We start from the raw sequence: 21,157 nt of genomic DNA, 5'->3' as shown, positions 1-21,157 counted from the left end.
ATTCCCTGTAGGTTCGCTGTAGAAACGCTGTACATGTACAGCGTTTCTACAGCGAACCTACAGGGAATCTATTGTGTTTTATACGGGAGTAATGCGGTATTGATATGGGTTTAATATTTGTTTCATGTCTGTATTCCATTTGTTTACATTGTATACTCTTGCTTTTTCGCGCATGACCTCCAGGGGAGAGCGTGTGCGAAAGTGCCCTTGATGCTCTTTATAGGTTTTCTAGGGGTGTTTTGATTTTTTTCAGGATAAATATGCGTTGATAGATAGAAATTGTGTGGAAAATTTTGGAGATTTGCGGATAGAACGTATTTTTAGCTTCTCAAAAAATAATTAGGTAACCGTGGAGGGAGAGGATTTGTCCATAAATGCTTTGCAGCGTTATGACGATAACGCTATCAAGTTGTTGTTCGAACAGTATTACACCCCGCTTGTATTGTTCGGGAAAGGTTACGTGGACGATTTGGACGCGAGTAAGGATATCGTGCAGGAGGTTTTCACGGTTTTGATTGAGGCGAAGGAGAAATTTGCTTCGATAGATAATCTGAAAGCTTATTTATATCAGGCGACGAGAAATCGTTGTTTAAAGTATCTTCGCCATGAAGAGGTGAAGAAAAAGTATGCAGAGGATGTGTTGCACGGGAGCGAGGAGTATTATTTGAATAGTATTTTGGAGGAAGAAGTGTATCATCATTTGATGAAAGCGATTTCTGAGCTTCCCGAGCAGTGTCGTAAAGTGTTTTTGTTGGTGTTGGAGAATAAAAGCAATCAAGAGATTGCTGATATTCTGTCGCTTCAGGTGGAAACTGTGAAGTCGTACAAGAAGGCGGGTAAAAAGATGCTTTACGAGCGTTTGAAACATGTTGTTCCCGCGGCAGGGCTGACCTTTTTGTTTTATATCTGATTTTTTTCGAAAAAAATTATCGGTTTCATACCCCCTTTTTTGATGAATGGGGGTCATTGCTTATGTAATGATAGAATTGGATATGAAAAAAGAAAAAGATATATTTCGGTTGGCGGATGTGATAGCCCGCTCGTTGGAAGGGGCATTGAGTGCCGATGAACAGAGAGAGTTGGACGAGTGGTTGGCTGTTTCGGCAGTTAACCGGGAGAAATACGAGGAGTTTAGGACAGCCGGGGCGTTGGAAAGAAAGAGCGCAGAGTATGAGCAAGTGGATTGGCAAGGTGATTACAAGAAGTTTATGGCTTCCCGGGCGAGGTCGCAAAGACGCCGGAGGGTGCAATGGTTCGCACGGTACGCTGCCGTGTTCGTGTTGTTGTTCGGGGTGGCACTTGGGTTGTATATCAGCGCGGGACACGAGAAGGGCGAGCGTCCGGTAGCCCAATCCGGGGTGGCTGTTTCAAAGAATGCTATCTTGACGTTGGCAGGGGGAGAGCAAGTGGTTTTGTCCGATAGTAATTTTAGCGCGTTGAAAATGCAAGGGGATATACACGTGACCGTGGAGGGGAATAATATATCTTACACGAATCGTAATGACGGAGAGGAGAAGAGGGAGAAGAAGGTGTTGTTTAACACGCTTCGGATTCCGAGAGGGGGAGAGTATTTCTTGACCTTGTCTGACGGGTCTACCGTTTGGTTGAACGCGGAAACGGAGATTCGCTATCCGGTGGAGTTCGTGGGGGATAAAAGAGTCGTGTACGTGGAGGGGGAAGCTTATTTTGACGTGAAGAAGGACGAGAAGCGTCCTTTCGTGGTGAGAGCCGCTCAGGCAGACGTGAGGGTGCTCGGGACTTCGTTTAATTTCAGGGCTTATCCCGACGAGGATGGTGTTACGACCACGTTGGAAAGCGGGTCGGTTATCATGGTATCCCAGAAATCAAAGCAGGAAATTCGTCTGGACCCCGGGGAACAGGGAACTTTGGATAAGGAGTCGGGGGAGTTGTCGAAACACGCGGTGGATACGTATTTGTATTCCGCGTGGAAAGACGGGCGTTTTGTTTTCGAGGATGCCCGTTTGGAGGATTTGTTCCATGTTTTGGCTCGTTGGTATGATTTGCATGTGTTTTACGTTCATCCGGGGGCGAAGGATATTCGTTTCACGGGGGATTTGAACAAGAGCGAGGATTTCGGTGCGATACTCGATATTATCGAGAAGAATGAACGTGTGGAATTTGAAGTGAACGAACGGACTGTGTCTATTCGATTGCGATAAAATTAGACCTTTGGTGCGCTAACACCAAAGGTCTAGGGATTGTTATTAGGTTTTATTTTATAACAACACAAATGTATGAAAAAAACAATTGAAAATTGCCATCATCATGGTAGATGGCGAAAAGAGTGGAGAATTATGAAGTTATTTTTTATCTTGGCCTTTATAGGGGTGATGCAGGTGTCTGCTCGCACTTATTCGCAGACGGTAAGATTGAGCGTGACGTGTTCCGACGCTTCTTTGAAGAGCGTGATGAACGATATTCGGGCTCAATCCGAGTATAGCTTTTTCTTTGATGATGTCGCGGTAGAAAAGATTGCGAATATCTCTTTGGATTTGAAGGATGCCACGATAGAGGAGGTGCTGGAAGCCTGTTTGAAGGGTACGGGATTCGGGTACCGGATTCTGGATAAGACTATTATTCTTTTTAGGGAGAAGGCAAAGGACGAGGAGAAGAAAAAGACGTATCTTATCAAGGGAAAGGTGCTTGATAACCAGAATCAACCTTTGCCGGGGGTGACGGTTTTGCTGGATAGTACCCGGATTGGAACGGTGACGGATACCGCCGGGGGATTCGTGTTGCCTTTGCCGAAGGAGAAAGGTTATTTGTGTTTTTCTTTCATCGGTTTCAAGTCACAGCGGGTGGCTTACACGGACGGGAAGCCGTTGACGGTGAAGATGCAGGAGGATATATCGGGTTTGGACGAGGTGCAAGTGATTGCTTACGGTTCGCAGCGGAAGAGGAATGTCATCAGTGCTATTTCTTCGGTGAAAGGGGAGGATTTGCAAGAGATGCCGACGCATAGTCTGGAAAATTTGCTTCAAGGACACATGGCGGGAGTCGAGATTAATAACATTTCCGGTTCTCCCGGTGGCGGTGGTACCGTGGTTGCCATCCGCGGTTACAACTCTTTGTTTGTTGAAGGGGAGGGGCAAGACCGTTCGTACGGCACGCCTTTGTACGTGGTGGATGGAATCCCGATGCAGTCGTTTACTTCTCCGGTGACGGGAGCCAACGCGTTGTCGAATCTGGACCCTTCGATGATTGAGTCCGTCGAGGTGCTGAAAGATGCGGCGTCTGCGGCTATTTACGGTTCGCGTGCCGGTAACGGTGTGATTTTGATTACCACAAAGAAAGGGCAGAGCGGTAAAGCCCGTTTCACGGCAAACGTTTCTTATTCCGCTTCTTGGTTGCCCGTGGCTCCGAAGCAGGTGGGCGGACGTTACGAGCGGATGTATCATTTGAATGCCTTGATAAATACGGTTGCTCCTTACAAGACGGAGAGCGGGGAGTGGAAGTTGCCCACTTCTTACGAGGAGGTGTATAATAATCGTTATGACCATGGTCCGGTTTATGATTGGTTCTGGGGTGGTGCCAACGGCCCACAGAATGCCATTATATTGCAAGATAGTTTGAACCCGTTCTATAATAACTCGACGAATTGGTATCGGCAGAATTATCAGACAGCAAAGGTGATTAACGCTAACTTGCAGGCATCGGGAGGAACAGGAACCACGCGTTATATGGTGGGTGCCGGGTATTATGACGAGGAAGGTATCATGCCGAACACGGGTTTTACTCGTTTTACCGCTCTGTCTAATTTATCCGCTCAGCCGGCGAAGCGGTTACGGTTGGATTCTCAATTGGGACTCACGTATAGCGACCGTAGCCGGGGTAGTAATGCCGGGTCGGGAGCGGGTAAGTTCGAGGAGATTACTTCCGACCCTTCGGAAACTCCCACTTTGTTGCCCGGTAGCGGGGCTTTCGGAGAGGCCATGTTGAAGAATTTGAACCAGACTTCCGAGAAGAACCAAAGTTATTCGTTGCGTTATAATATGGTGCTTGATTACGAGTTGATTCGTGATTTGCATTTGAAAGTGTCGGCTGGTGTCGATTATAACCAGCAGAACCAGAATGTGTTTAGACCAAGTACCTTGGACCCGAACACGAATGCGGCTTATCGTTTTTCTACTTCGAAAGGGACGATTACTCGGGATTTGTCTATTTTGAACGAGAATTTGTTGTCTTATAGTTTTAATTACTTGGAGAAGCATAATTTCGATGTTATGTTGGGATTGTCTTTCCAGAAAGACCAGAGTTTTTCGAATGTCGGGGAGGGAATAAATGGTCCGAATGATAAAATTCAATACGTGGGAGACGGTTGGGGCGGCTCGGATGGAATCAACCAAATTGCCCCGGGTGAAACGTTGGAGTCATATGCTTCGGCATTTAATTATTCATCAGGATTCTCGGAAGAGCGGATGTGCAGTTATTTCGGGCGCTTGACTTACAATTTTAGGGATAAATATATGGTGGAAGCCACGGTTCGCCGGGATGGTTCTTCCGTTTTCGGGGAGAAGGTGCGTTGGGCGACTTTCCCTTCGGTTGCCGTGGGGTGGATTTTCACGGACGAAGATTTCATGAAACGTTTTTACTGGCTGAGTTTTGGTAAAATTCGTGCCAGTTGGGGTACTTCCGGTCAGAAGTTCGGTCAGCGTTATCTGGCTCAAGGGGTGTTTTCTGCCAGCGGAATGTTCTTGGGTAACTCGGGAATGGCTCCCAACAAGAATGGTGGGGTGATTAATAGAAGATTGAGTTGGGAGGAAACCGACCAGTATGATGTCGGTTTGGACTTGAGTTTCTTGGATTACCGTTTGAAGATGAATCTCGACTACTATTACAGGTACACGACGGGTCGTTTGACGAGATGGGATTTGCCGGGAGATGTTTATTTCCATACTTTCCAGTGGCAGAACGCTATGGCGATATCTAATCAAGGTATCGAAATCGAGTTGGAAGCGGATATCTTGCGTGAAACCGCGGTGAAGTGGAGAATGAAATTTAATTTCTCGAGAAACTGGAATCGTTTCGAGAAGAGTGCGGACGGTTATGATTACGGTAGTCAGGTGATAGGTAAACCCTTGAATCAAATTTTGGCATACAAGACTTCCGGTTTTTATGACAGCATGGACGAAGTGCCTTTTATTTATAACGCTCAAGGCGAGAAACAACCTTTGTGGTCGGGTGCGAACACGTACGCAGTGTTTTTCCCCGGGACTCACCGTATCGAGGATTTGAACGGGGATGGAAAGATTGATTTTGATGACAGGTACTATGCCGCGAGTCCTCTGCCGAAGGGGCATGGTGGTTTTATAAATGAACTTCGTTGGAAGAATCTCGATTTGAATATCATGTTCAACTATTCGATAGGTCGTCACGCGGTGGCTGTTTACGATGATTATTGTTTGACCCCGAGAGAGGAGAGTGGTCCGCTGTTCGTGAGTCTTAAAGATTTGAAACCGTGGACGGGTGCCGGTTCGAAAGCCAATTACCCGAAAGCCCAGAAATATATGTACTTGGAAAACCAGTACGCGGGAATATATGACGAGGATATCGAAACGGTACATTTTGTGCGTTTGAAGCAGTTGACTTTAGGATATAATTTGGGTGAAGGTGTTTGTAAAAAAATAGGTTTAGGCGGAATCCGGGCTTTTGTGACGGCGGAGAATTTGTTTCTGTTGACGAATTATTCCGGTATTGACCCCGAGTTGATAGATATTACTTCCGGGAAAGATAATATGCGTTCTTATCCTTTGCCGCGGAAGTTTACAATCGGATTGACTGTTAATTTTTAAAATGTAGAGCATGAAAAAGATATTGATACTTTTTTTGTTTATTCCCTTGTTCTCTTGCAATGATTGGTTGACGGTCGAGCCGGAGGATTCGGTTACTTTTGTGAATTATTTCAAGAGCGAGAGTGAGTTGGAAGCTTTGTATAACATGGTGCAAAGCCGGATGAAATATGTTTGTTTCGGTAGGCAGCCTTATTTTTATTCTTCCATAGACGCGGACGACGTGCAGTTTGATGTGGACGGGTATCGCAAATTGGATGTGCTTAAATACACGGGGACTTCAAACACGCAGAGTTGGACGGCTTTCTATGACGTGATTTATTTGACAAACGTGATGATTGAGAATCAACACCGCTTCGAAAATGTGTCGAAGGAACGGGCGGATTTTTGGCTGGGGCAAATACATTTTGCCAAGGCATTGGCTTATTTCCGGGTGGCTCAGATTTGGGGGGATGCTCCTATCACGCCGAACTCGGAGTCCATTGACCCTATCGGTAAAAGTCCCGCTTTGGAGGTTTTGCAGGAAGCGCTCAAGGAAGCTAAAGCCGCGTTGGTTTTGCCCACGCATGACAAGTTGGTAGGTGCGACAGGTGCCGCGATAACCACGAAACAATGTGCCAGCTTAGGGACGGTAAATACCTTGCTGGCTAATATTTGCGCTTGGATGGGTGGTTTGACCGGGGAACGGAAATACTGGGAGGATGCAGAGCGGTACGCTTCTGTGGTGTTGGACGGAAAAGCCGGGGTTTACGATTTGGAGAGTATGAACGGGTTGATAGAGAACGTGCTTGGCAAGAACCGGAAGAGTGACGAGATTATTTACGCTATTTCGAACAATGCATTGGATTATGACCGGAATTACGAATCGCTTCATAAAGAAGCACCGGGGCATTTCCTGATTTCTTATCCTTATCTCACGGAAGATAAAAGTGAGATTGCTAACATGGTGAATGATAATAAGAACAGTTATACGAGAATAAAAGTGACCACGGTAGAACAAATCTATCCGGAGGAAAATGATTTGAGAAGAAAGGAGTTTTGGTATAAATTGGGAGAGTTGAAGTATTATGCCAAGTCTGAGTCTGAGTCAGAGTCAGACTCAGAGTCGGAGTCGGAAGTGGAATCGAAAGAGGATAGTTTGTATTCTCCTTATGCTCATATTGCGAAGTGGCGTTACATGATTCGGCAAATGAAAGAAGATATTGCAGGTATGCCTGTAATTTTGACCGATTGCGATTGGGTGTTTTGGAGATTGGCGGATTTGATTTTATTACGTGCCGAGTGTCGGGTGCAGTTGGATATGACGGAGGAGGCTGTTAGTGATTTGGACCGCGTGCGTGAGCGTGCGGGATTGGCAGGGTATGCCGGTAGCACGAGCAAAGAGGCTTTGCGTGAAGAGGTGTTCTTGGAAAGACGCCGGGAGTTGTTCGGCGAGGGGCAATATTATTTTGATATTGTCCGGAACGGGTATTTCCGGAAATATTTGTTGGGTGGCTATCGTACGCTGACCGACGAGGATGTTCGGAATGGCGCTCTTTACACGAAAGTGCATTCCAATGCTTTTAGAAAGAATACGTTAATGACTCAAAATACTTATTGGCAATGGCAAGAATAATGAATAATATATTGAAAATTGCGATTTGCATCGTGATGGTAGGATTGGTTTCGTGTACCAAGTGGAATTACGATGACGGGGGTGTGTCGAACGGGGTGCACGATTGTTCCATGTGGGAATACCTGCATACCCAATCCCGGGATTGGGATTCTACAATTGTGATGATTGAGCGTGCAGGGTTGAGAGAGTTGTTCGAGGGGAAAGGGGAACACGAGCAAATTACTTTCTTAGGATTGACGAACTATTCGATTCGTACCTATTTGTTGGATATGGGATACAAGCAGGTGAATAGTTTGTACTGGGATGAGTGTTATGCTATTTTAAGCAAGTTGATTATCACGGAACGGGTGATGGTGGCAGACGTGCCTCGCGGAACATGGGATAGCCAGACAGGCGAGGTGACAGGAGGCAAGGAATATAGCTTGCTGGATGGTACAACTGTAATATTGTGGACTACTCAAGAACCTTATATGGATATGAATACCAGTGACGTGGGTATCGTGCGATTGAATTTCAAGCTGGAGGAAACGAATGTGTCGCGGGCGTTGATATTCTCTTCGGATATTCAGACGAACAATGGTGTAGTGCAAGCACTGGGATATGATTTTAACGTGTCGGATATATATTAAAATGAAAGTGATGAAGAAATTATTATATGCATTCGTGTTATGGGGATGTGGCTTTTTGTATGCTTGTAATGACGTGACTGTCGGGTATTTGGATTGTGCTAATGCCCGGTATTCGAAAGATTCGTTGGAAATCGTGCGTTTTTCTAATTTAGCCTCGGAGATGGAAGGGTTGAAAACGGCATTGGATGCCTTGTATTCCCACGAGGAGTTGGCAGGGCTGTTTGACCAAATGGAGGCGTTGAATGTCGAATTGGAGGAAATGGAAGCCGAGCTGGAAGAATTGCAGCTTCAAATAGATGCATTAATGGAGGAAGCCGCTATGGAAGCGGGAGCATTAAATCCGGATGAAGATAAAGTAGCGGAATTAGAGGCGCAAGCGTATGAATTGGCTATGTTTTGGGAAGACGAGTTGGTACCTCAACTCCATGAGTTGAGGAATGAAGTGAAACTGTTGAAAAAGCAGATTGAGGATGAATGTTTGTCCATGGGGCAGGCTGACCCTTTCACGATGGAAGAACAGATTGTGCAGTTGCAAAACCAGATTGATAAAAATACCCCGTGGACCACGGCAACGATAGGTCAGATTTTGGGAACGGAGCCTATGCGCTATTACTTGGAAAGCGTTCGTAGTGACCGGGGAGAGGAAGCCGCGGAGGATTTTGCCTCTCACGTGCAAGTTGTTGGTGGCGGTCGGATTTACGTGGGTATGCAGGTCGATTCTCCGGCGGGTAATTATTTTGTATCTTTGAGGGTGGAGAATGAAGGGCATTCGGCTGTCTTGCAGGATGTGTTCAAGTTTATATTAAAAGATTAGATTCAAAGGAGAGGAAATATTATGGGAAGGATTAAATACGTGTTGGTATTCCTGTTGATGGGGATGATGGGGAGTCTATCCGCTCAAATTACTTTTTTTCAAGGAACTTTCGAGGAGGCTTTGAAAAAAGCGAAGGCTGAGAAAAAGGACGTTTTCGTTGATTTTTACACGGAGTGGTGTGGACCTTGCAAAGTGATGTCGCAAAAGGTGTTTACCGTTCCGGAAGTGGGCGACTATTTTAACACGCATTTCGTGAGTTGCAAGTTGAATGCGGAAGCTTCCGAGCAGGCTGAACTGGTGAAGAAATACGGGGTGGAGGCTTTTCCCACGATGATATTCGTGAACGTGAAAGGTGAGGTGTTGCGCGTGGTGCGGGGGGCGAAAGCCCCTGCCGCATTGCTCAATGAAGCGAAGATGGTGACGGGTGATATGCTGACTTTTGAGAAGTTGTACGAGAAATCGAAGAAGGAAAAGAAAAATACCGACCTGCAACAGGAGTTGTTGTTTCGGGCTCCCGAGTTTATCGCTACCCAAACCGGGTATAACCGGGATAAATGGATGGTGCGTATCGAGGCTCTTTTCCCGGAGTACGTGAAGAACAAGAAGTTGGAGAATATGATTAACGCCGAGGATTTGTATATCATCAGCATGTATCACAATGAAATCAAGGGTAATGACGAGATTTTCGATTTTCTGGTGAAAAATTACCGGAAATACGGGGAGATTGTGGGGAAAGAGAAGATTCAAGATTTCATCTTGGGTGTTTATAATAATTATATCCTCTCTTTTTGTAGAAACGGTAAACAGGATTACAAGAAACATTTGGAGCGGGTAAAAGGAGATTTGCAGCCGGTATATAGCGATATTTCATTCGGTTCGCTTTCTGCTTTTGAGGCGATATCTTTGTTAGCGGACGGGTATTACAGTCTTTTCCGCAAGGATATAAATACGTTTTTCGAGAAGATGAATCAATACTTTTCCGGTGCGGAGAAGGCTTTGACGGTAAATGATTATACCCAACCGATTGAAGATTTGTACACCGTGTACCGGGGTAATTTGCCGGAGGGTGCGAACGAGAAAGTGATAGCGTGGTTGGACAAGGCTTTGCAATACGAGATGGCGGCACAATTGCGTACTCGTTTGTTGTATATGCTAGGAGATTGTTTCAATGCCATGGGTAATCTGGAGAAAGCAAAACAAAGTTTGAATCAAGCTTTTGTCGTTAGTTCCGGAATCGAAGACGTGGAGTTGATGAAACAGTTGCAGAACATGATACAAGAGAAGTTGAGGGAGTTATGAGAAACTTGTTACTATTGTTTTTTGTTTTTTTATCCTTCGGGCAATCGATTTTAGCGCAAGAGGAATCGGTGAATTTCCGGCAGGGGCGATTGGAAAACGGGCTGACGTATTACATTCGCCGCACGACAAGTTTGCCGGGACGTGCCGATTTTTATCTCGTGCAGAACGTGGGTGCGTTGATGGAGGAGGAGCAGCAGAATGGTTTAGCTCATGTGCTCGAGCACATGGCCTTCCATGCCACGGATAATTTCCCGGATGGGGTTCCGGCTTTTTTGAAACGGCACAAGATAAGTAATTTTAATGCCTACACGGGACACGACGAAACGGTGTATAACGTGAATAATGTTCCTACCGCTTCGAAGTTGTTGGTTGATTCTTGTGTTTTGGTATTGAGGGATTGGTCCGGTTTTCTTAAATTGTATCCCGAGGAGATGGAAATCGAGAGGCAAGTGATACAAGAGGAACGGCGTGCGGGAATGGATTTGTCCGCTCGATTGCAGAAGCAGGCGAACTTTTTCATCTATAACGGGAGCAAGTACGCCACGCATGACGTGATTGGTTCCGTGGAAGTGTTGCAGAGTTTCACGGCGGAACAAGTGAGGGATTATTACAAGGATTTCTATCGTCCGGACCAACAAGCCGTGATTATTCTCGGGGATATAGACGTGGATGCGGTGGAAGCGGAGGTGAAACGTTTGTTCGCTCCCATTCCCCGGCGGGAGAACCCGAAACCTCGCCTCGTGTACGATATTCCGGATAGTCCGCAACCTCAATATTATAAGTTGATAGACAAGGATGTGCCGACGAACGGGATGGTGCTTATGAAGCGTTTCCGGAAGAATCCGGTGCGTTCGTTACGGGATATGTTGCGGGAAGATTTGATGCGGGAGTTTTACAACAAGATGATGTGCGACCATTTGGCGGAGTGTATGGAAAATTCCGATGTGGCGTTTCTTAATGCGAGTATCGGTATCTTCGATATCGTTCGGGGTTACGAGGGATTGAATGTCGTGGTGTCGTCTTTGCCCGGGCAGGAAATCGAGGCGTTGGAACAGTTGATGGAACAGATGGTGCGGGTTCATCAGACGGTGATAACCGATGAAAAGTTGCACGGCATGGCGTCTGGTTATCTCAAGCGGTTGGAGCAGTTTAAGTTGCAAAAAGAGCGATTCCCGAATAGTATGTACTTGCAAATGTACCAGAATAATTTCTTGTTGGGGTACCCGATTAGCGAGTTCGAGCAGAATATAGATACGACGGCAGCGATTCTTAACAGTCTGACCGCCGAGGATTTCCGGAAGTGGATTGCTCGCTGGTTTGACGACGACCGGAATTGGATTTATATCATGCAAGGAAATAGTGCGGATTATCCTTTCCCCGCGGAAGAACAGATTTCAACCGTGATGCAGGAGGCTCGCGAGTGGACATTTGAAGCCGGGGAGGGACAGGAGAAGTTGGCGGGCAACGGTGTTTTGGTCGATTTCGAGATTCCGGCGGGTAAAATTGTCAAGGAGAAAGCGTTGAAGCCGATAGAGGCGGAAGAGTGGACGTTGAGTAACGGGGCGAAGGTCTATTACAAGTACACCGATTACAACAAGGGTATGTTTAATGTTTTGATAGGTAGCCGAGGAGGACGTTCTTTGCTTCCAGCAGAGGATTTGCCGTCAGCCGACGCTATGGTGGCTTTATTCTTGAAGAGCGGTCTGTATAAGTACGGGACTCGAGAGTTGAATGCGCTCGTGCAGGAGCATTCCATCAACATGGATATTTCCTTGGAGGAGAAATCCGAAAGTATTAATTGCACGAGTACGACACGTGACGCGGATTTCGCTTTCCAATTTTTGCATTTGGTGGTGGAAAAACCTCGTTTCGATAAAGCTGCTTTTGACAAATATGTGCACGTGAATAAGTTGACATTGGCTCACTCTCGTAAGACGACGGACGACACTATCAATGACGTGTTGCGTGAGTTGCGGATGGTGAAGTCGCCCCGGCTTTGGGTGAGGGATGTACGGTATTACGAGGCGATGGATTACGAGAAGATGGTTCGTATTTTCAAGGAGCGTTACCGGAATGCCTCGGACTTTTCTTTCTATATCGTGGGTGATTTGGAACGGGAGGTTGCCCGGGAGCTTGTTACTCGATATATCGCTTCGCTTTCTTCTACTTACCGCAAGGAGAAGCCCGTTAAGTACGAGTACTATAAAAAAGAGAGCATGGCGAAAGATATTGCCGTGGATATTCCCGAGCAAAAGTACATGGTGGATATGGCTTTCACGAACACGTTGAAGACGAAACCGACGGATAAATTTTGCATGATGATTCTTCAGAAGCATTTCGAATACTTGTTTCAACAGCGTATTCGGGAAGCGGAGGGCGGTTCGTACGGGGTACACGTGCGGACGGATGTTACCGATTATCCCGAATCCTCGCAGTTATTTAACGTGCAATTCGAGAGTTCCTTGGAGAAAGGACCCCGTATGCGGGCTATCGTGCACGAGCAGATTGAGCAGTTCTTGAAAGAGGGAATGTCCGATGAAGACGTGGAGGATTTTATCCTGTTATTGAAAAAAGAACGGGATGCAGCTCCGGATTTTGGAAGTATTCCTTTCTGGACGGAAAATATCCAGTTTTATCAACGCACGGGAAAAAGTTTGGATGCTCCCGAGTTTTTCGAGAAAGTGATTGATAAGATTAAGGCGAAAGACGTGTTGGCTTTTGCCCGTAAGTTTTTTGCTGATGCGCAATGCGTTGATATCGTGGTGAAATCACGATAGCTGTCACGAAGGCAAAAATGGAGGTGTGTTTTAACACACCTCCCTAATCAATAAACACTTCCTCGTTAATTACCAGTTATTTTAGTTTGTTCTTTCCTTGTCGAGGGAGGTAAACCCTGTGAACGATTAAGGAGGGGTGAACGGATGTATTTTTCCGCAATCCGCTCGTGTGATGCCCCGGCTATGATATTATTCGCTTTTATTTTCTATATTTACAGTTGAAAAAATCAAATTTACTATGGAATCATTGCCTCAAGAGTACGTGTTGTTGAAGAAAATCAATACATATATTGATAAATTGTTAAACGAGTCTGCCGCATCGGAAATCGCTCGATTGAATGATATATATGACTATATAAAAGATAAAGAGGATTTCGCTAAACATTTTCCGACTCCGATGGATTTTAGTCGTTTTATGAGAAAAATGCACGATCAGGGTATTTTGAAGCAATTGATTAGAAATTGCACGGTGGATACCACTATTTATCATCATTACCAGTGGCGTTTTTTTCCTAAAGCCAGAGTGATTAAAAAGGAAACCACTTGTGAAGATCGGAATGTGGCGGATTCGCATCCCGGGGCGGGAACATTTTTCAAGAGTGCTAAAAAGTATGAAGCGGCTAATGGAGTACTCGTGCGTTCGACGCAGGAATTGTATATACTGAATCAATTGTTGGCTGTGGATTTTTTTGACGTGTATTATGAGGCGCCTTTGGCTGTCGGAAAACAGAAAAAGTTTCCCGATTTCACGGTACGTAATAAAATCACGGGAACGATATTTCGGTGGGAGCATTTCGGTATCAATGATGAATCGGATTACGGGGAGGCGATGGCAGATAAGCTATCGTGGTATAGGGATATCGGATTTCGGAGTATCGAGGAGGGGGGAAGATTGGTGGTGACGATTTATCAAGACGACGATCAATTGGTGGCAGCTGTCACACGTTTAATCGAGAAGATGAAAGGGAATTGATCTTATTTTTCTCAAAAAAGTGAAGCGTGGTTGACGTTTTGGTTGACAAAAACTATCCAAGTCTCATGAAAACCGTTTAAAAGCAAAAAGCACTTACCTTCGTAAGTGCTTTATATTGAGAGCGGAAAACGGGACTCAAACCCGCGACCCCCAGCTTGGAAGGCTAGTGCTCTATCGACTGAGCTATTTCCGCGAATGTGGGGAGAGCAGGATTCGAACCTACGAAGACGATGTCAGCTGAGTTACAGTCAGCCCCAGTTGGCCACTTTGGTATCTCCCCTTTTTCAAAGAACGGTTGCTTTTGTTAAGCGGGTACAAAGATAGAGAGTTTTATTGAAAGTCCAAATATTGGGAGAGAAAATTTTGAAAAAAGATATTTTCGTCGTAAAAAAAGTACGGGGAAGTTCAGAACGAAACTTCCCCGTTACATCTTACCGTCACGAAGAGACCTATTTACGAGGACGATAAGTAATGTCAATTGTTTTTTCTTTTTGATCAAACGCTTTGTAGTGTATTCGGAGTTCGACAGAGTCCGTTACCTCGCTAAAGGTTTCCTTTAGCGGGAAACTCACGTAACCGTTTCTACTGGTGTTTTCCGGATCGTTGTAAGCGTTATGGCGGAATTCCAGTAATACCTTTCCGTCGGCAGTTTTCTCTTCATGCTTGGTGAGGTTTACCATGTGGGTAATGCTTCCGCCACCGCCGTAGAAAAAACGGAAAGTGATGAAGTCATTGGCGATCCAGTACTCGGGTAGTTCTATCGGATCCATTCCTAAACTGTCGCTGATGGCTTCTTTGTACGGTACGATCGGTTTCGTCAGTAATTCCTGCAAACCGTTTACTTTCACGTAATGATCCACGTCTGAGCCCGGGTTGGCATCCTGCAGGATCGTGAAGTCCGCGAATACTCGTGCGTTGTTTTCCAGTGAACGGGCGGGTACGTTCGAAACGGAGGGAAATAGCACGGGACCTTTATCCAAAAGGATTTGGTATTCGTTATCTCCGGTTTTCTCGATCGTGCCAAACTCTAGCCAAAATTTATCCAAGCTATACCCGTCATCGTTACAAGAGGAAAACGTGAGTGTAGTTATGATCAAAAAAATAATTAGCGTGAATGTGTTCTTGCTTTTCATTTTTTCCCTTTCTTATTACTTGTTGTTATCACATCTGCCATTAAGCATCTATGCATTAGATGGATGATTAACAAAATGGTTGCGTTGAATAGTATTAAAATAAGTTTATAAGGTTCATAAGGTCCATAAAGTTCATAAGGTCGAAAGTCCGTGGACCCCTGCGGGGCGCTATACCAACGGCAGCTTGTGCTGCCGTTTTGATTTTGTCCGAAGGACACCCGTGACTTTATGGACTTTCGACTTTACGGACTTTATAAACCTTATAAACTTTATAAACCCTTACGCATTCTCGATCTTCCTTAGCGAGAACAAAAATTCCAATCCCCCGTCTTTCCTGTTTTTAGCTGATATTTCTCCTTTATGGAAAAGGACGGCGTTCTTCACGATAGAGAGTCCCAAACCGGAGCCTCCGGATTGACGGCTGCGTCCTTCGCATACCCGGTAGAAACGTTCGAAGATACGGTTCAGGTGGTTTTCGTCGATGCCTCGCCCCGTGTCGTAATAGGAGAAATAATAGAATTCGTTGTCTTCCGTGTAATTGTTGATCCCGATAGAGATGTTTTCTCCGGCATAGTTGATCGTGTTTTCGATGAGATTACGGAAAATGGCGTACACGAGAGTCTTGTTTCCCTCGATAGAGATTGCCGGATCGACGCTATTTTTGACGGTGATGCCATGAGATACGATCGGCTCATGTAAATCCGTGATAGCTTCCTGTAGAGTGGCGTGGATATTGACTTGCTCTTTTTCAAACATTTCCGCGGCTTCTTCTGTTTTCGTGATTAAGGCAATATCCCGGATCAGATCGGATAATCTCACGACTTGCGAATAGGTGCGTTCAAGGAAAAAACGTTGTTTGTCGGGAGCGATATTCTGTTGTTCCAACAAGGTTTCGATGTAGCCGCGGATACTACTCACGGGGGTTTTCAGTTCATGGGCGATATTGTTGGTCATCTCTTGTTTCAACAAACGGTTTTTCTCGTTGTCAGAGATGTTGTTTAGTGTGATTTCAAAACTGTTATCCGTGAATATTAGTAGTTGAATGGCGAAGTGCTTGCCGGATTTGCTGATTTTATTCTGGTAAACGGGGATGTTCGCGGTGTTGGGGTTGACCGGGGTGTTGCGTTTCAGGAAGTCTGCCACTTCTTTGAAATCCGGTTGGTTGAGGAGTCCTTCCACCTTAAAGGTCGGTTCATCCAAAATCGTGTTCAGGTATTGGATAAAATGCGTGTTGGCGTATATCTTTTCTTGGTTGGCAGAGAAAATGGCGATACCCTCGTCGGAATAATGGAAATGGCGGAGTAATTTTTCTTGTTCCACGTTGATTTGCTTGTTGCTTTCTTCCAGTAGACGGTAGCTGTGGATGATTTTCTCTCCTATTTCTCCTAATTCCGTGTGCGGGAAACGAATATTTTTGTAGTCGATATTATGATTCTCTGCGGAGATAATGAAGTCTTTCAAGCCGGAGATAGCTTTCCCGAACCGATCGGATATGTAAATCAGCGAGATCAGCGTGATAAAGAACAACAACGTGATGAAATAGAGGAATATATTGTCCGTTTTCAAGAAATTTTGTACCTCGATGTCGTAGGGGAGTGCAACCCGGATGTAGTAATTGATGTAGTCTTTGGCGTAGTAATAATATTCTATTCCCGTGCTTCGCGAAAGACGTATGGCTGTACCCGTTTTTTGAATGGACGCGGATTGTATTTCGGGGCGTTGTAGATGGTTTTCTATCTCTTTTCCCGTGTCGAGATTGTTGTCATACAGGACTTTCCCGTCATGGCTGACTATCGTCAGGCGCAAGTTGGAAGGCATGAGCGTTAATACGCTGTTTAACGAGTCAACCCGATGTTTTTCAAGTAAATGATGTTGATGGATAAAACGAGCTATGATGTCTGAATAGTCATCCAGCGTGGTGCGTAGGGTTTCGGTCTTGTATTCCTTTTCCCGGTTCTGTTGGAAAAAGGTAATCACGATGGTGAATGCCGCGAATACAATGAAGAAGTAGATGAATAACTTCTGTTTATAGGATAATTTCATGGGAATAATTTTTTAAAGTTCTATACAATAGCCATACCCGGAGCGATTGATGATATGTTTTCCTTGGTCTCCGAGTTTTTTTCTCAGCCGGGTGATGTGGACGTCTACCGTGCGTTCCAGCACGTAGCTGTCGTCGTTCCATACTTTATTGAGAATATCTTCGCGGGAAAATATTCTTCCGGGGGCTTGTGCCAACATGTTTAATATCTCGAATTCTTTTTTAGTGATCGGGATAATACGGTCATTAACGGACACGCATTTCATACTTTGGTCAATATGCATTTCGCCGACGTCGATGATGGTTTTCTTACTCTCCGGGGAACCTGTTCGTTTCAGTACCGCTTTCACTCTTGCCGATACTTCTTTTATCGAGAAAGGCTTGGAAATATAATCGTCCCCGCCGATGCTGAAACCGGTGAGCATATCGTTTTCCGTGTCTTTGGCGGTAAGGAATATAACCGGGGTGGCATTGTGCAGGTCTTTGCGCATTTTCTCTGCCATTTTGAAACCGGACATTCCGTCCATCATGACATCCAGTAATATCAGGTCATATTCCTCGGGGAGCATCTTTAATGCCTGTTCCGCGGAAGGAGCCGTGGCGACGAAGTAACCCTCGCTCTCGAGATTGAATTGCAGGATTTCTCTTAAATCAGCCTCGTCGTCAACCACTAAAATGCGTTTTTTGTCCATCGTTTCAATTTTAATTGTTATGAATATGTTTCGCGTTCTTGCCTTCCATGAGATAGATAGCCGCTTCCGCTATATTCGTGGCATTATCGCCGATTCGTTCGATGTTGTATGACATGTTGCTCAGTGACAAGGCATCTAATAAATCTTGATCTTTGACGGTTCTACCCACGAAATGAAGAGGTATTCCGTGAACGATTTCTTTGTGGTTTTTGTCCACGATATCATCCGTGCGGATAATCTCTTTCGCCAAGTTTTCGTCTTCACACGTGAAAGCAAAGATAGCATTTTGTGTCATTTTTTTCACTATTTCCAGTTGCTCGCGAATGATTTCACGGAAGAGGGTATATAATTCCCCTTGGAGTTCGACTTCACGCAGGAAGTCCGCGATGTTTAAAAGCAAGTCCCCTATTCTTTCCAGATAGGCCGTCATGTCGTGATAAGACATGATTTTACGGCAATCGCTCGCTCTGGGGCAATAGAGTACGATGGAGTTGATCACTTCGTCCCGTATTTTTACTTCCAGTCCGTCGATGATTACTTCGTTGTGTTCTATTTTATCGTGTAATTCCGCGTCTTTATTACTTCCCGTGAGTGTGAACACGATATCCATTTGCTGGATAACGACGGTAGACAGTACTTCAAAATCTTCTTTTATTTTCTCGAGGTATTTTTCTCTTATTGTAGTCATAATATGAAATTTGATGATTTAAGATTGATGATTAGGGATTTACGATTTATGATTGTAGATTTATGATTTATTGTTTGAAATCTGAAATCATAAATCTGAAATCATAAATCGTAAGTTGTTATCCAAATTGTCCCGTCAAGTATTCTTCCGTGCGTTTGTCACTCGGGTTGGTGAACATCTTCCGGGTTTCATCATATTCAACGAGGTTTCCGAGGTACATGAACATGGAGTAATCCGAGATACGTGCGGCTTGTGACATATTGTGCGTGACAATCAAGATCGTGAACTCTTTTTTTAAATCGAGTAACAGTTCTTCTATACGGTTCGTGGCAATCGGGTCAAGGGCGGAGGTCGGTTCGTCCATCAGTAGTACTTGCGGTTTTAGCGAGAGAGCCCGTGCGATGCAAAGGCGTTGTTGCTGTCCCCCGGAGAGGAAAGTTCCTTTTTTGTGCAGGGCGTCTTTCACTTCATTCCACAGACCCACGTTCTGGAGGCTTTGTTCCACGAGTTCGTCTTTCTCCTGTTTGGAGAGGGAGATGCCGTTCAGTTTATATCCGGCAATGACGTTGTCGTAGATACTCATGGTCGGGAACGGGTTCGGGCGTTGAAATACCATACCTGCCATGCGGCGTACCTCCATGGGATTGGTTTTCAATATATTCTTCCCGTTCAATGTAATTTCTCCGGTGGTTTTTATATCCGGGTATAACTCGTGCATCCGGTTGATTGCCCGTAATAAAGTACTTTTCCCGCATCCCGAGGGTCCCATGATTGCCGTAATCTTTTTCTCGGCGATGTCTGCGCTCACTGACTCCACGGCATTTTTCCCGGGTGTATATGAAATAGATACGTTTTTCAGTTGTAGTATAGGATCTTTGATTTCCATGTTGGTTATGATTTTTGATTTTTGATTTACGATTGATGAATCTGAAATCGTAAATCAAAAATCGTAAATTATTGGATTCTCCATTTTTTAGCGATCTGTTTTGCTGTGATATTAAGTGTCAGAATCAAGAGCAGCAGGAATAATGATGAACTCCAGATCATGTCTATCAAGTTGGGATCGTTGTAGAATTCCCAAATTAATAGAGGTACCGCACTGGTAGGTTTCACGATATCCCAGTTGATTGTGGTACTTCCCAGAGCCGTGAGCATGAGTGGTGCTGTCTCTCCCATAACGCGGGAAATCGCTAAAAGGATTCCCGTGAACAGTCCCCCGAAGGCTGCCGGCAGTAATACTTTGAGTACGACACTCGTGTACGAGGCGCCGAGGGCGAGCCCGGCTTCTTTCAGGCTGCCCGGTAACATTTTCAATGTTTCTTCCGTTGAGCGGACGATCAAGGGAAGCATCATGATACTCAAGGCAACGCTTCCCGCCAAAGCGGAATAGCTACCGATTGGTTTGACGATCCATGCATAGGCGATAATACCAATCACGATAGACGGACTACCTTGTATCAAATCCGTTAGAAAACGGGTGATATTGGAAAACTTGGTTTTCGGGTGTTCCGACAGATGAATACCTACCATGATCCCGATCGGGATAGCGATAACGGCGGCCAACACGACCATAAGTAATGTACCCGTGATTCCGTTAGCGATACCGTCGGGAATGATGTCACCCGTGTTGCGTGCTAACATGGCATCCAAGGTGCTGGGTGCGCTTTCCGTGAAAAAGTTCCAGTTGATTTGCTTGTAGCCTTTTCTGATGAGTTCCCATATAATAGCGAATAGGGGGACTACTGTCAGTGAGGCAAAAAGGCACGTGATGCAGAAGAATGCCTTGCTTTTTATCGTTCTATATTTTAGACTACTCATTTCTCTATCAGTTAAGTTTCTTTATAATGAGTTTCGCTATCAGGTTGATGATAGCCGTGATCAAGAACAAAAGCAGCCCGATAGCGATGAGCGAACTTAATTTCAGACCGTCCGCCTCGCCGAACTGGTTGGCTATGATACTTGCCATCGTGTTACCCGTGTCGGCAAGTGAGGTCGGTAGATTGTTCGTGTTACCGATTAGCATGGTGACCGCCATGGTTTCACCTAAAGCCCGTCCCAAGGCAAGGATGTAGCTGGCAAATACGCCGGAGCCCGCTGCCGGGAAAGTGACGCTTTTGATGACCTCGTAACGGGTGGCTCCAAGGCTATACGCGGCTTCTTTCAGTTCGTTGGGAACCATGGATATGAATTCGCCACTGAGAGAGGATGCATAGGGAATGATCATGATTGCCAGAATGATAGAGGAGGTTAATATCCCGAATCCTTGCGCGTTCACGCCCATTTCTATAATGAGCGGGCGGAAGGTATAAAATCCCCATAAACCGTAGACGATAGAAGGGATTCCCGCCAATAAATCAATGATAGAACTGATAAAAGTGGCTATTCTTTTGCCTTTGAAAAATTCTCCGGTAAAAAGAGCGACGGGTAGGGAGAACGGGATGCAAAATATTAATGCCAGAAAAGAGGTTAATAATGTTCCGACGATAAACGAGAGTGCCCCGTATGTTTCTCTGTCCGGGTGGGGATCCCATTCTGTTGAACCAATGAACTGGAAGAATCCGTACTGACCGAACGCGGAGAGAGAACCACTCACCAGAGAGTAAATCATTCCGGCACTGATCAAAAGTATCAAGATGCAACAAATGGAAAGTAACCGTTTAAAAATAATATCACGCATTAAATAATA

General features: G+C 45.2%; 16 protein-coding genes and 2 tRNA genes. 9 read left to right on the top strand and 9 right to left on the bottom strand.

Features of this window, described 5'->3' with window-relative positions; translation table 11 throughout:
• Positions 1–349: 349 nt before the first annotated feature.
• The 9 genes from CS948_RS04805 to CS948_RS04765 all read left to right on the top strand — a co-directional run bounded on the left by CS948_RS04805 (position 350) and on the right by CS948_RS04765 (position 13,917).
• Positions 350–910, top strand: a complete 561-nt coding sequence (locus tag CS948_RS04805; protein WP_099290584.1) for an RNA polymerase sigma-70 factor — start codon at positions 350–352, stop codon at positions 908–910.
• A gap of 82 nt (positions 911–992) precedes the next feature.
• Complete coding sequence (locus CS948_RS04800; RefSeq protein ID WP_176554920.1) at positions 993–2,180, top strand: FecR family protein; 1,188 nt, start codon at positions 993–995, stop codon at positions 2,178–2,180.
• Between the two features lie 75 nt (positions 2,181–2,255).
• On the top strand, positions 2,256–5,813 hold the full coding sequence (locus tag CS948_RS04795) for a SusC/RagA family TonB-linked outer membrane protein (RefSeq protein ID WP_255301859.1): 3,558 nt from the start codon (positions 2,256–2,258) through the stop codon (positions 5,811–5,813).
• Between the two features lie 10 nt (positions 5,814–5,823).
• Positions 5,824–7,425, top strand: a complete 1,602-nt coding sequence (locus tag CS948_RS04790) for a RagB/SusD family nutrient uptake outer membrane protein (protein WP_099290581.1) — start codon at positions 5,824–5,826, stop codon at positions 7,423–7,425.
• A complete protein-coding gene (locus CS948_RS04785) occupies positions 7,413–8,054 on the top strand; it encodes a hypothetical protein (RefSeq protein ID WP_255301858.1) in 642 nt (213 codons plus the stop codon). Before CS948_RS04790 ends, CS948_RS04785 begins: the two co-directional genes overlap by 13 nt.
• A 10-nt stretch (positions 8,055–8,064) precedes the next feature.
• The gene (locus CS948_RS04780; protein WP_141560882.1) at positions 8,065–8,868 is read left to right on the top strand and encodes a hypothetical protein; all 804 of its coding nucleotides are present in this window, start codon (positions 8,065–8,067) and stop codon (positions 8,866–8,868) included.
• A 21-nt stretch (positions 8,869–8,889) separates the two neighbouring features.
• Positions 8,890–10,167, top strand: coding sequence for a thioredoxin fold domain-containing protein (locus CS948_RS04775; RefSeq protein WP_255301857.1), 1,278 nt, complete (start codon positions 8,890–8,892; stop codon positions 10,165–10,167).
• Complete coding sequence (locus tag CS948_RS04770) at positions 10,164–12,944, top strand: pitrilysin family protein (RefSeq protein WP_099290578.1); 2,781 nt, start codon at positions 10,164–10,166, stop codon at positions 12,942–12,944. Before CS948_RS04775 ends, CS948_RS04770 begins: the two co-directional genes overlap by 4 nt.
• 238 nt (positions 12,945–13,182) lie before the next feature.
• Entirely contained in the window at positions 13,183–13,917 is a 735-nt protein-coding gene (locus CS948_RS04765) for a hypothetical protein (protein ID WP_099290577.1), read from the top strand.
• 120 nt (positions 13,918–14,037) lie between these two features.
• On the opposite strand, the gene CS948_RS04760 is transcribed toward CS948_RS04765, so the two are convergent.
• From CS948_RS04760 to pstC, 9 genes are all read right to left on the bottom strand, one after another.
• A tRNA-Gly gene (locus CS948_RS04760) sits at positions 14,038–14,110 on the bottom strand.
• Positions 14,111–14,115: 5 nt separating this feature from the next.
• A tRNA-Tyr gene (locus tag CS948_RS04755) sits at positions 14,116–14,197 on the bottom strand.
• 169 nt (positions 14,198–14,366) lie between these two features.
• On the bottom strand, positions 14,367–15,050 hold the full coding sequence (locus CS948_RS04750) for a NigD-like protein (RefSeq protein WP_099290576.1): 684 nt from the start codon (positions 15,048–15,050) through the stop codon (positions 14,367–14,369).
• 279 nt (positions 15,051–15,329) lie between these two features.
• Entirely contained in the window at positions 15,330–17,093 is a 1,764-nt protein-coding gene (locus tag CS948_RS04745; protein WP_099290575.1) for a cell wall metabolism sensor histidine kinase WalK, read from the bottom strand.
• Positions 17,094–17,105: 12 nt separating this feature from the next.
• Positions 17,106–17,783, bottom strand: a complete 678-nt coding sequence (locus CS948_RS04740; protein WP_099290574.1) for a response regulator transcription factor — start codon at positions 17,781–17,783, stop codon at positions 17,106–17,108.
• A gap of 10 nt (positions 17,784–17,793) precedes the next feature.
• Entirely contained in the window at positions 17,794–18,471 is a 678-nt protein-coding gene (locus CS948_RS04735) for a PhoU domain-containing protein (protein WP_099290573.1), read from the bottom strand.
• Positions 18,472–18,589: 118 nt separating this feature from the next.
• On the bottom strand, positions 18,590–19,357 hold the full coding sequence (gene pstB / locus CS948_RS04730) for a phosphate ABC transporter ATP-binding protein PstB (RefSeq protein WP_099290572.1): 768 nt from the start codon (positions 19,355–19,357) through the stop codon (positions 18,590–18,592).
• A 68-nt stretch (positions 19,358–19,425) separates the two neighbouring features.
• Positions 19,426–20,289: a phosphate ABC transporter permease PstA gene (gene pstA, locus CS948_RS04725; protein WP_099290571.1), complete on the bottom strand. Its 864-nt coding sequence runs from the start codon at positions 20,287–20,289 to the stop codon at positions 19,426–19,428.
• Positions 20,290–20,296: 7 nt separating this feature from the next.
• Entirely contained in the window at positions 20,297–21,148 is an 852-nt protein-coding gene (gene pstC, locus CS948_RS04720) for a phosphate ABC transporter permease subunit PstC (protein ID WP_099290570.1), read from the bottom strand.
• Between the last annotated feature and the right edge of the window lie 9 nt (positions 21,149–21,157).

The organism is Butyricimonas sp. Marseille-P3923 (genome assembly GCF_900184685.1).
In the GTDB taxonomy this organism is placed as follows: domain Bacteria; phylum Bacteroidota; class Bacteroidia; order Bacteroidales; family Marinifilaceae; genus Butyricimonas; species Butyricimonas muris.
This window is presented reverse-complemented; position numbering and strand designations above follow the sequence as displayed.

Excerpts from the sequence above, each read along its gene's own strand:
- CS948_RS04800 (WP_176554920.1), top strand. The coding sequence starts at position 993 with ATGAAAAAAGAAAAAGATATATTTCGGTTGGCGGATGTGATAGCCCGC.
- CS948_RS04795 (WP_255301859.1), top strand. The coding sequence starts at position 2,256 with ATGAAAAAAACAATTGAAAATTGCCATCATCATGGTAGATGGCGAAAA.
- CS948_RS04790 (WP_099290581.1), top strand. The coding sequence starts at position 5,824 with ATGAAAAAGATATTGATACTTTTTTTGTTTATTCCCTTGTTCTCTTGC.
- CS948_RS04785 (WP_255301858.1), top strand. The coding sequence starts at position 7,413 with ATGGCAAGAATAATGAATAATATATTGAAAATTGCGATTTGCATCGTG.
- CS948_RS04780 (WP_141560882.1), top strand. The coding sequence starts at position 8,065 with ATGAAGAAATTATTATATGCATTCGTGTTATGGGGATGTGGCTTTTTG.
- CS948_RS04775 (WP_255301857.1), top strand. The coding sequence starts at position 8,890 with ATGGGAAGGATTAAATACGTGTTGGTATTCCTGTTGATGGGGATGATG.
- CS948_RS04770 (WP_099290578.1), top strand. The coding sequence starts at position 10,164 with ATGAGAAACTTGTTACTATTGTTTTTTGTTTTTTTATCCTTCGGGCAA.
- CS948_RS04765 (WP_099290577.1), top strand. The coding sequence starts at position 13,183 with ATGGAATCATTGCCTCAAGAGTACGTGTTGTTGAAGAAAATCAATACA.
- CS948_RS04750 (WP_099290576.1), bottom strand. The coding sequence starts at position 15,050 with ATGAAAAGCAAGAACACATTCACGCTAATTATTTTTTTGATCATAACT.
- CS948_RS04745 (WP_099290575.1), bottom strand. The coding sequence starts at position 17,093 with ATGAAATTATCCTATAAACAGAAGTTATTCATCTACTTCTTCATTGTA.
- CS948_RS04740 (WP_099290574.1), bottom strand. The coding sequence starts at position 17,783 with ATGGACAAAAAACGCATTTTAGTGGTTGACGACGAGGCTGATTTAAGA.
- CS948_RS04735 (WP_099290573.1), bottom strand. The coding sequence starts at position 18,471 with ATGACTACAATAAGAGAAAAATACCTCGAGAAAATAAAAGAAGATTTT.
- pstB (WP_099290572.1), bottom strand. The coding sequence starts at position 19,357 with ATGGAAATCAAAGATCCTATACTACAACTGAAAAACGTATCTATTTCA.
- pstA (WP_099290571.1), bottom strand. The coding sequence starts at position 20,289 with ATGAGTAGTCTAAAATATAGAACGATAAAAAGCAAGGCATTCTTCTGC.
- pstC (WP_099290570.1), bottom strand. The coding sequence starts at position 21,148 with ATGCGTGATATTATTTTTAAACGGTTACTTTCCATTTGTTGCATCTTG.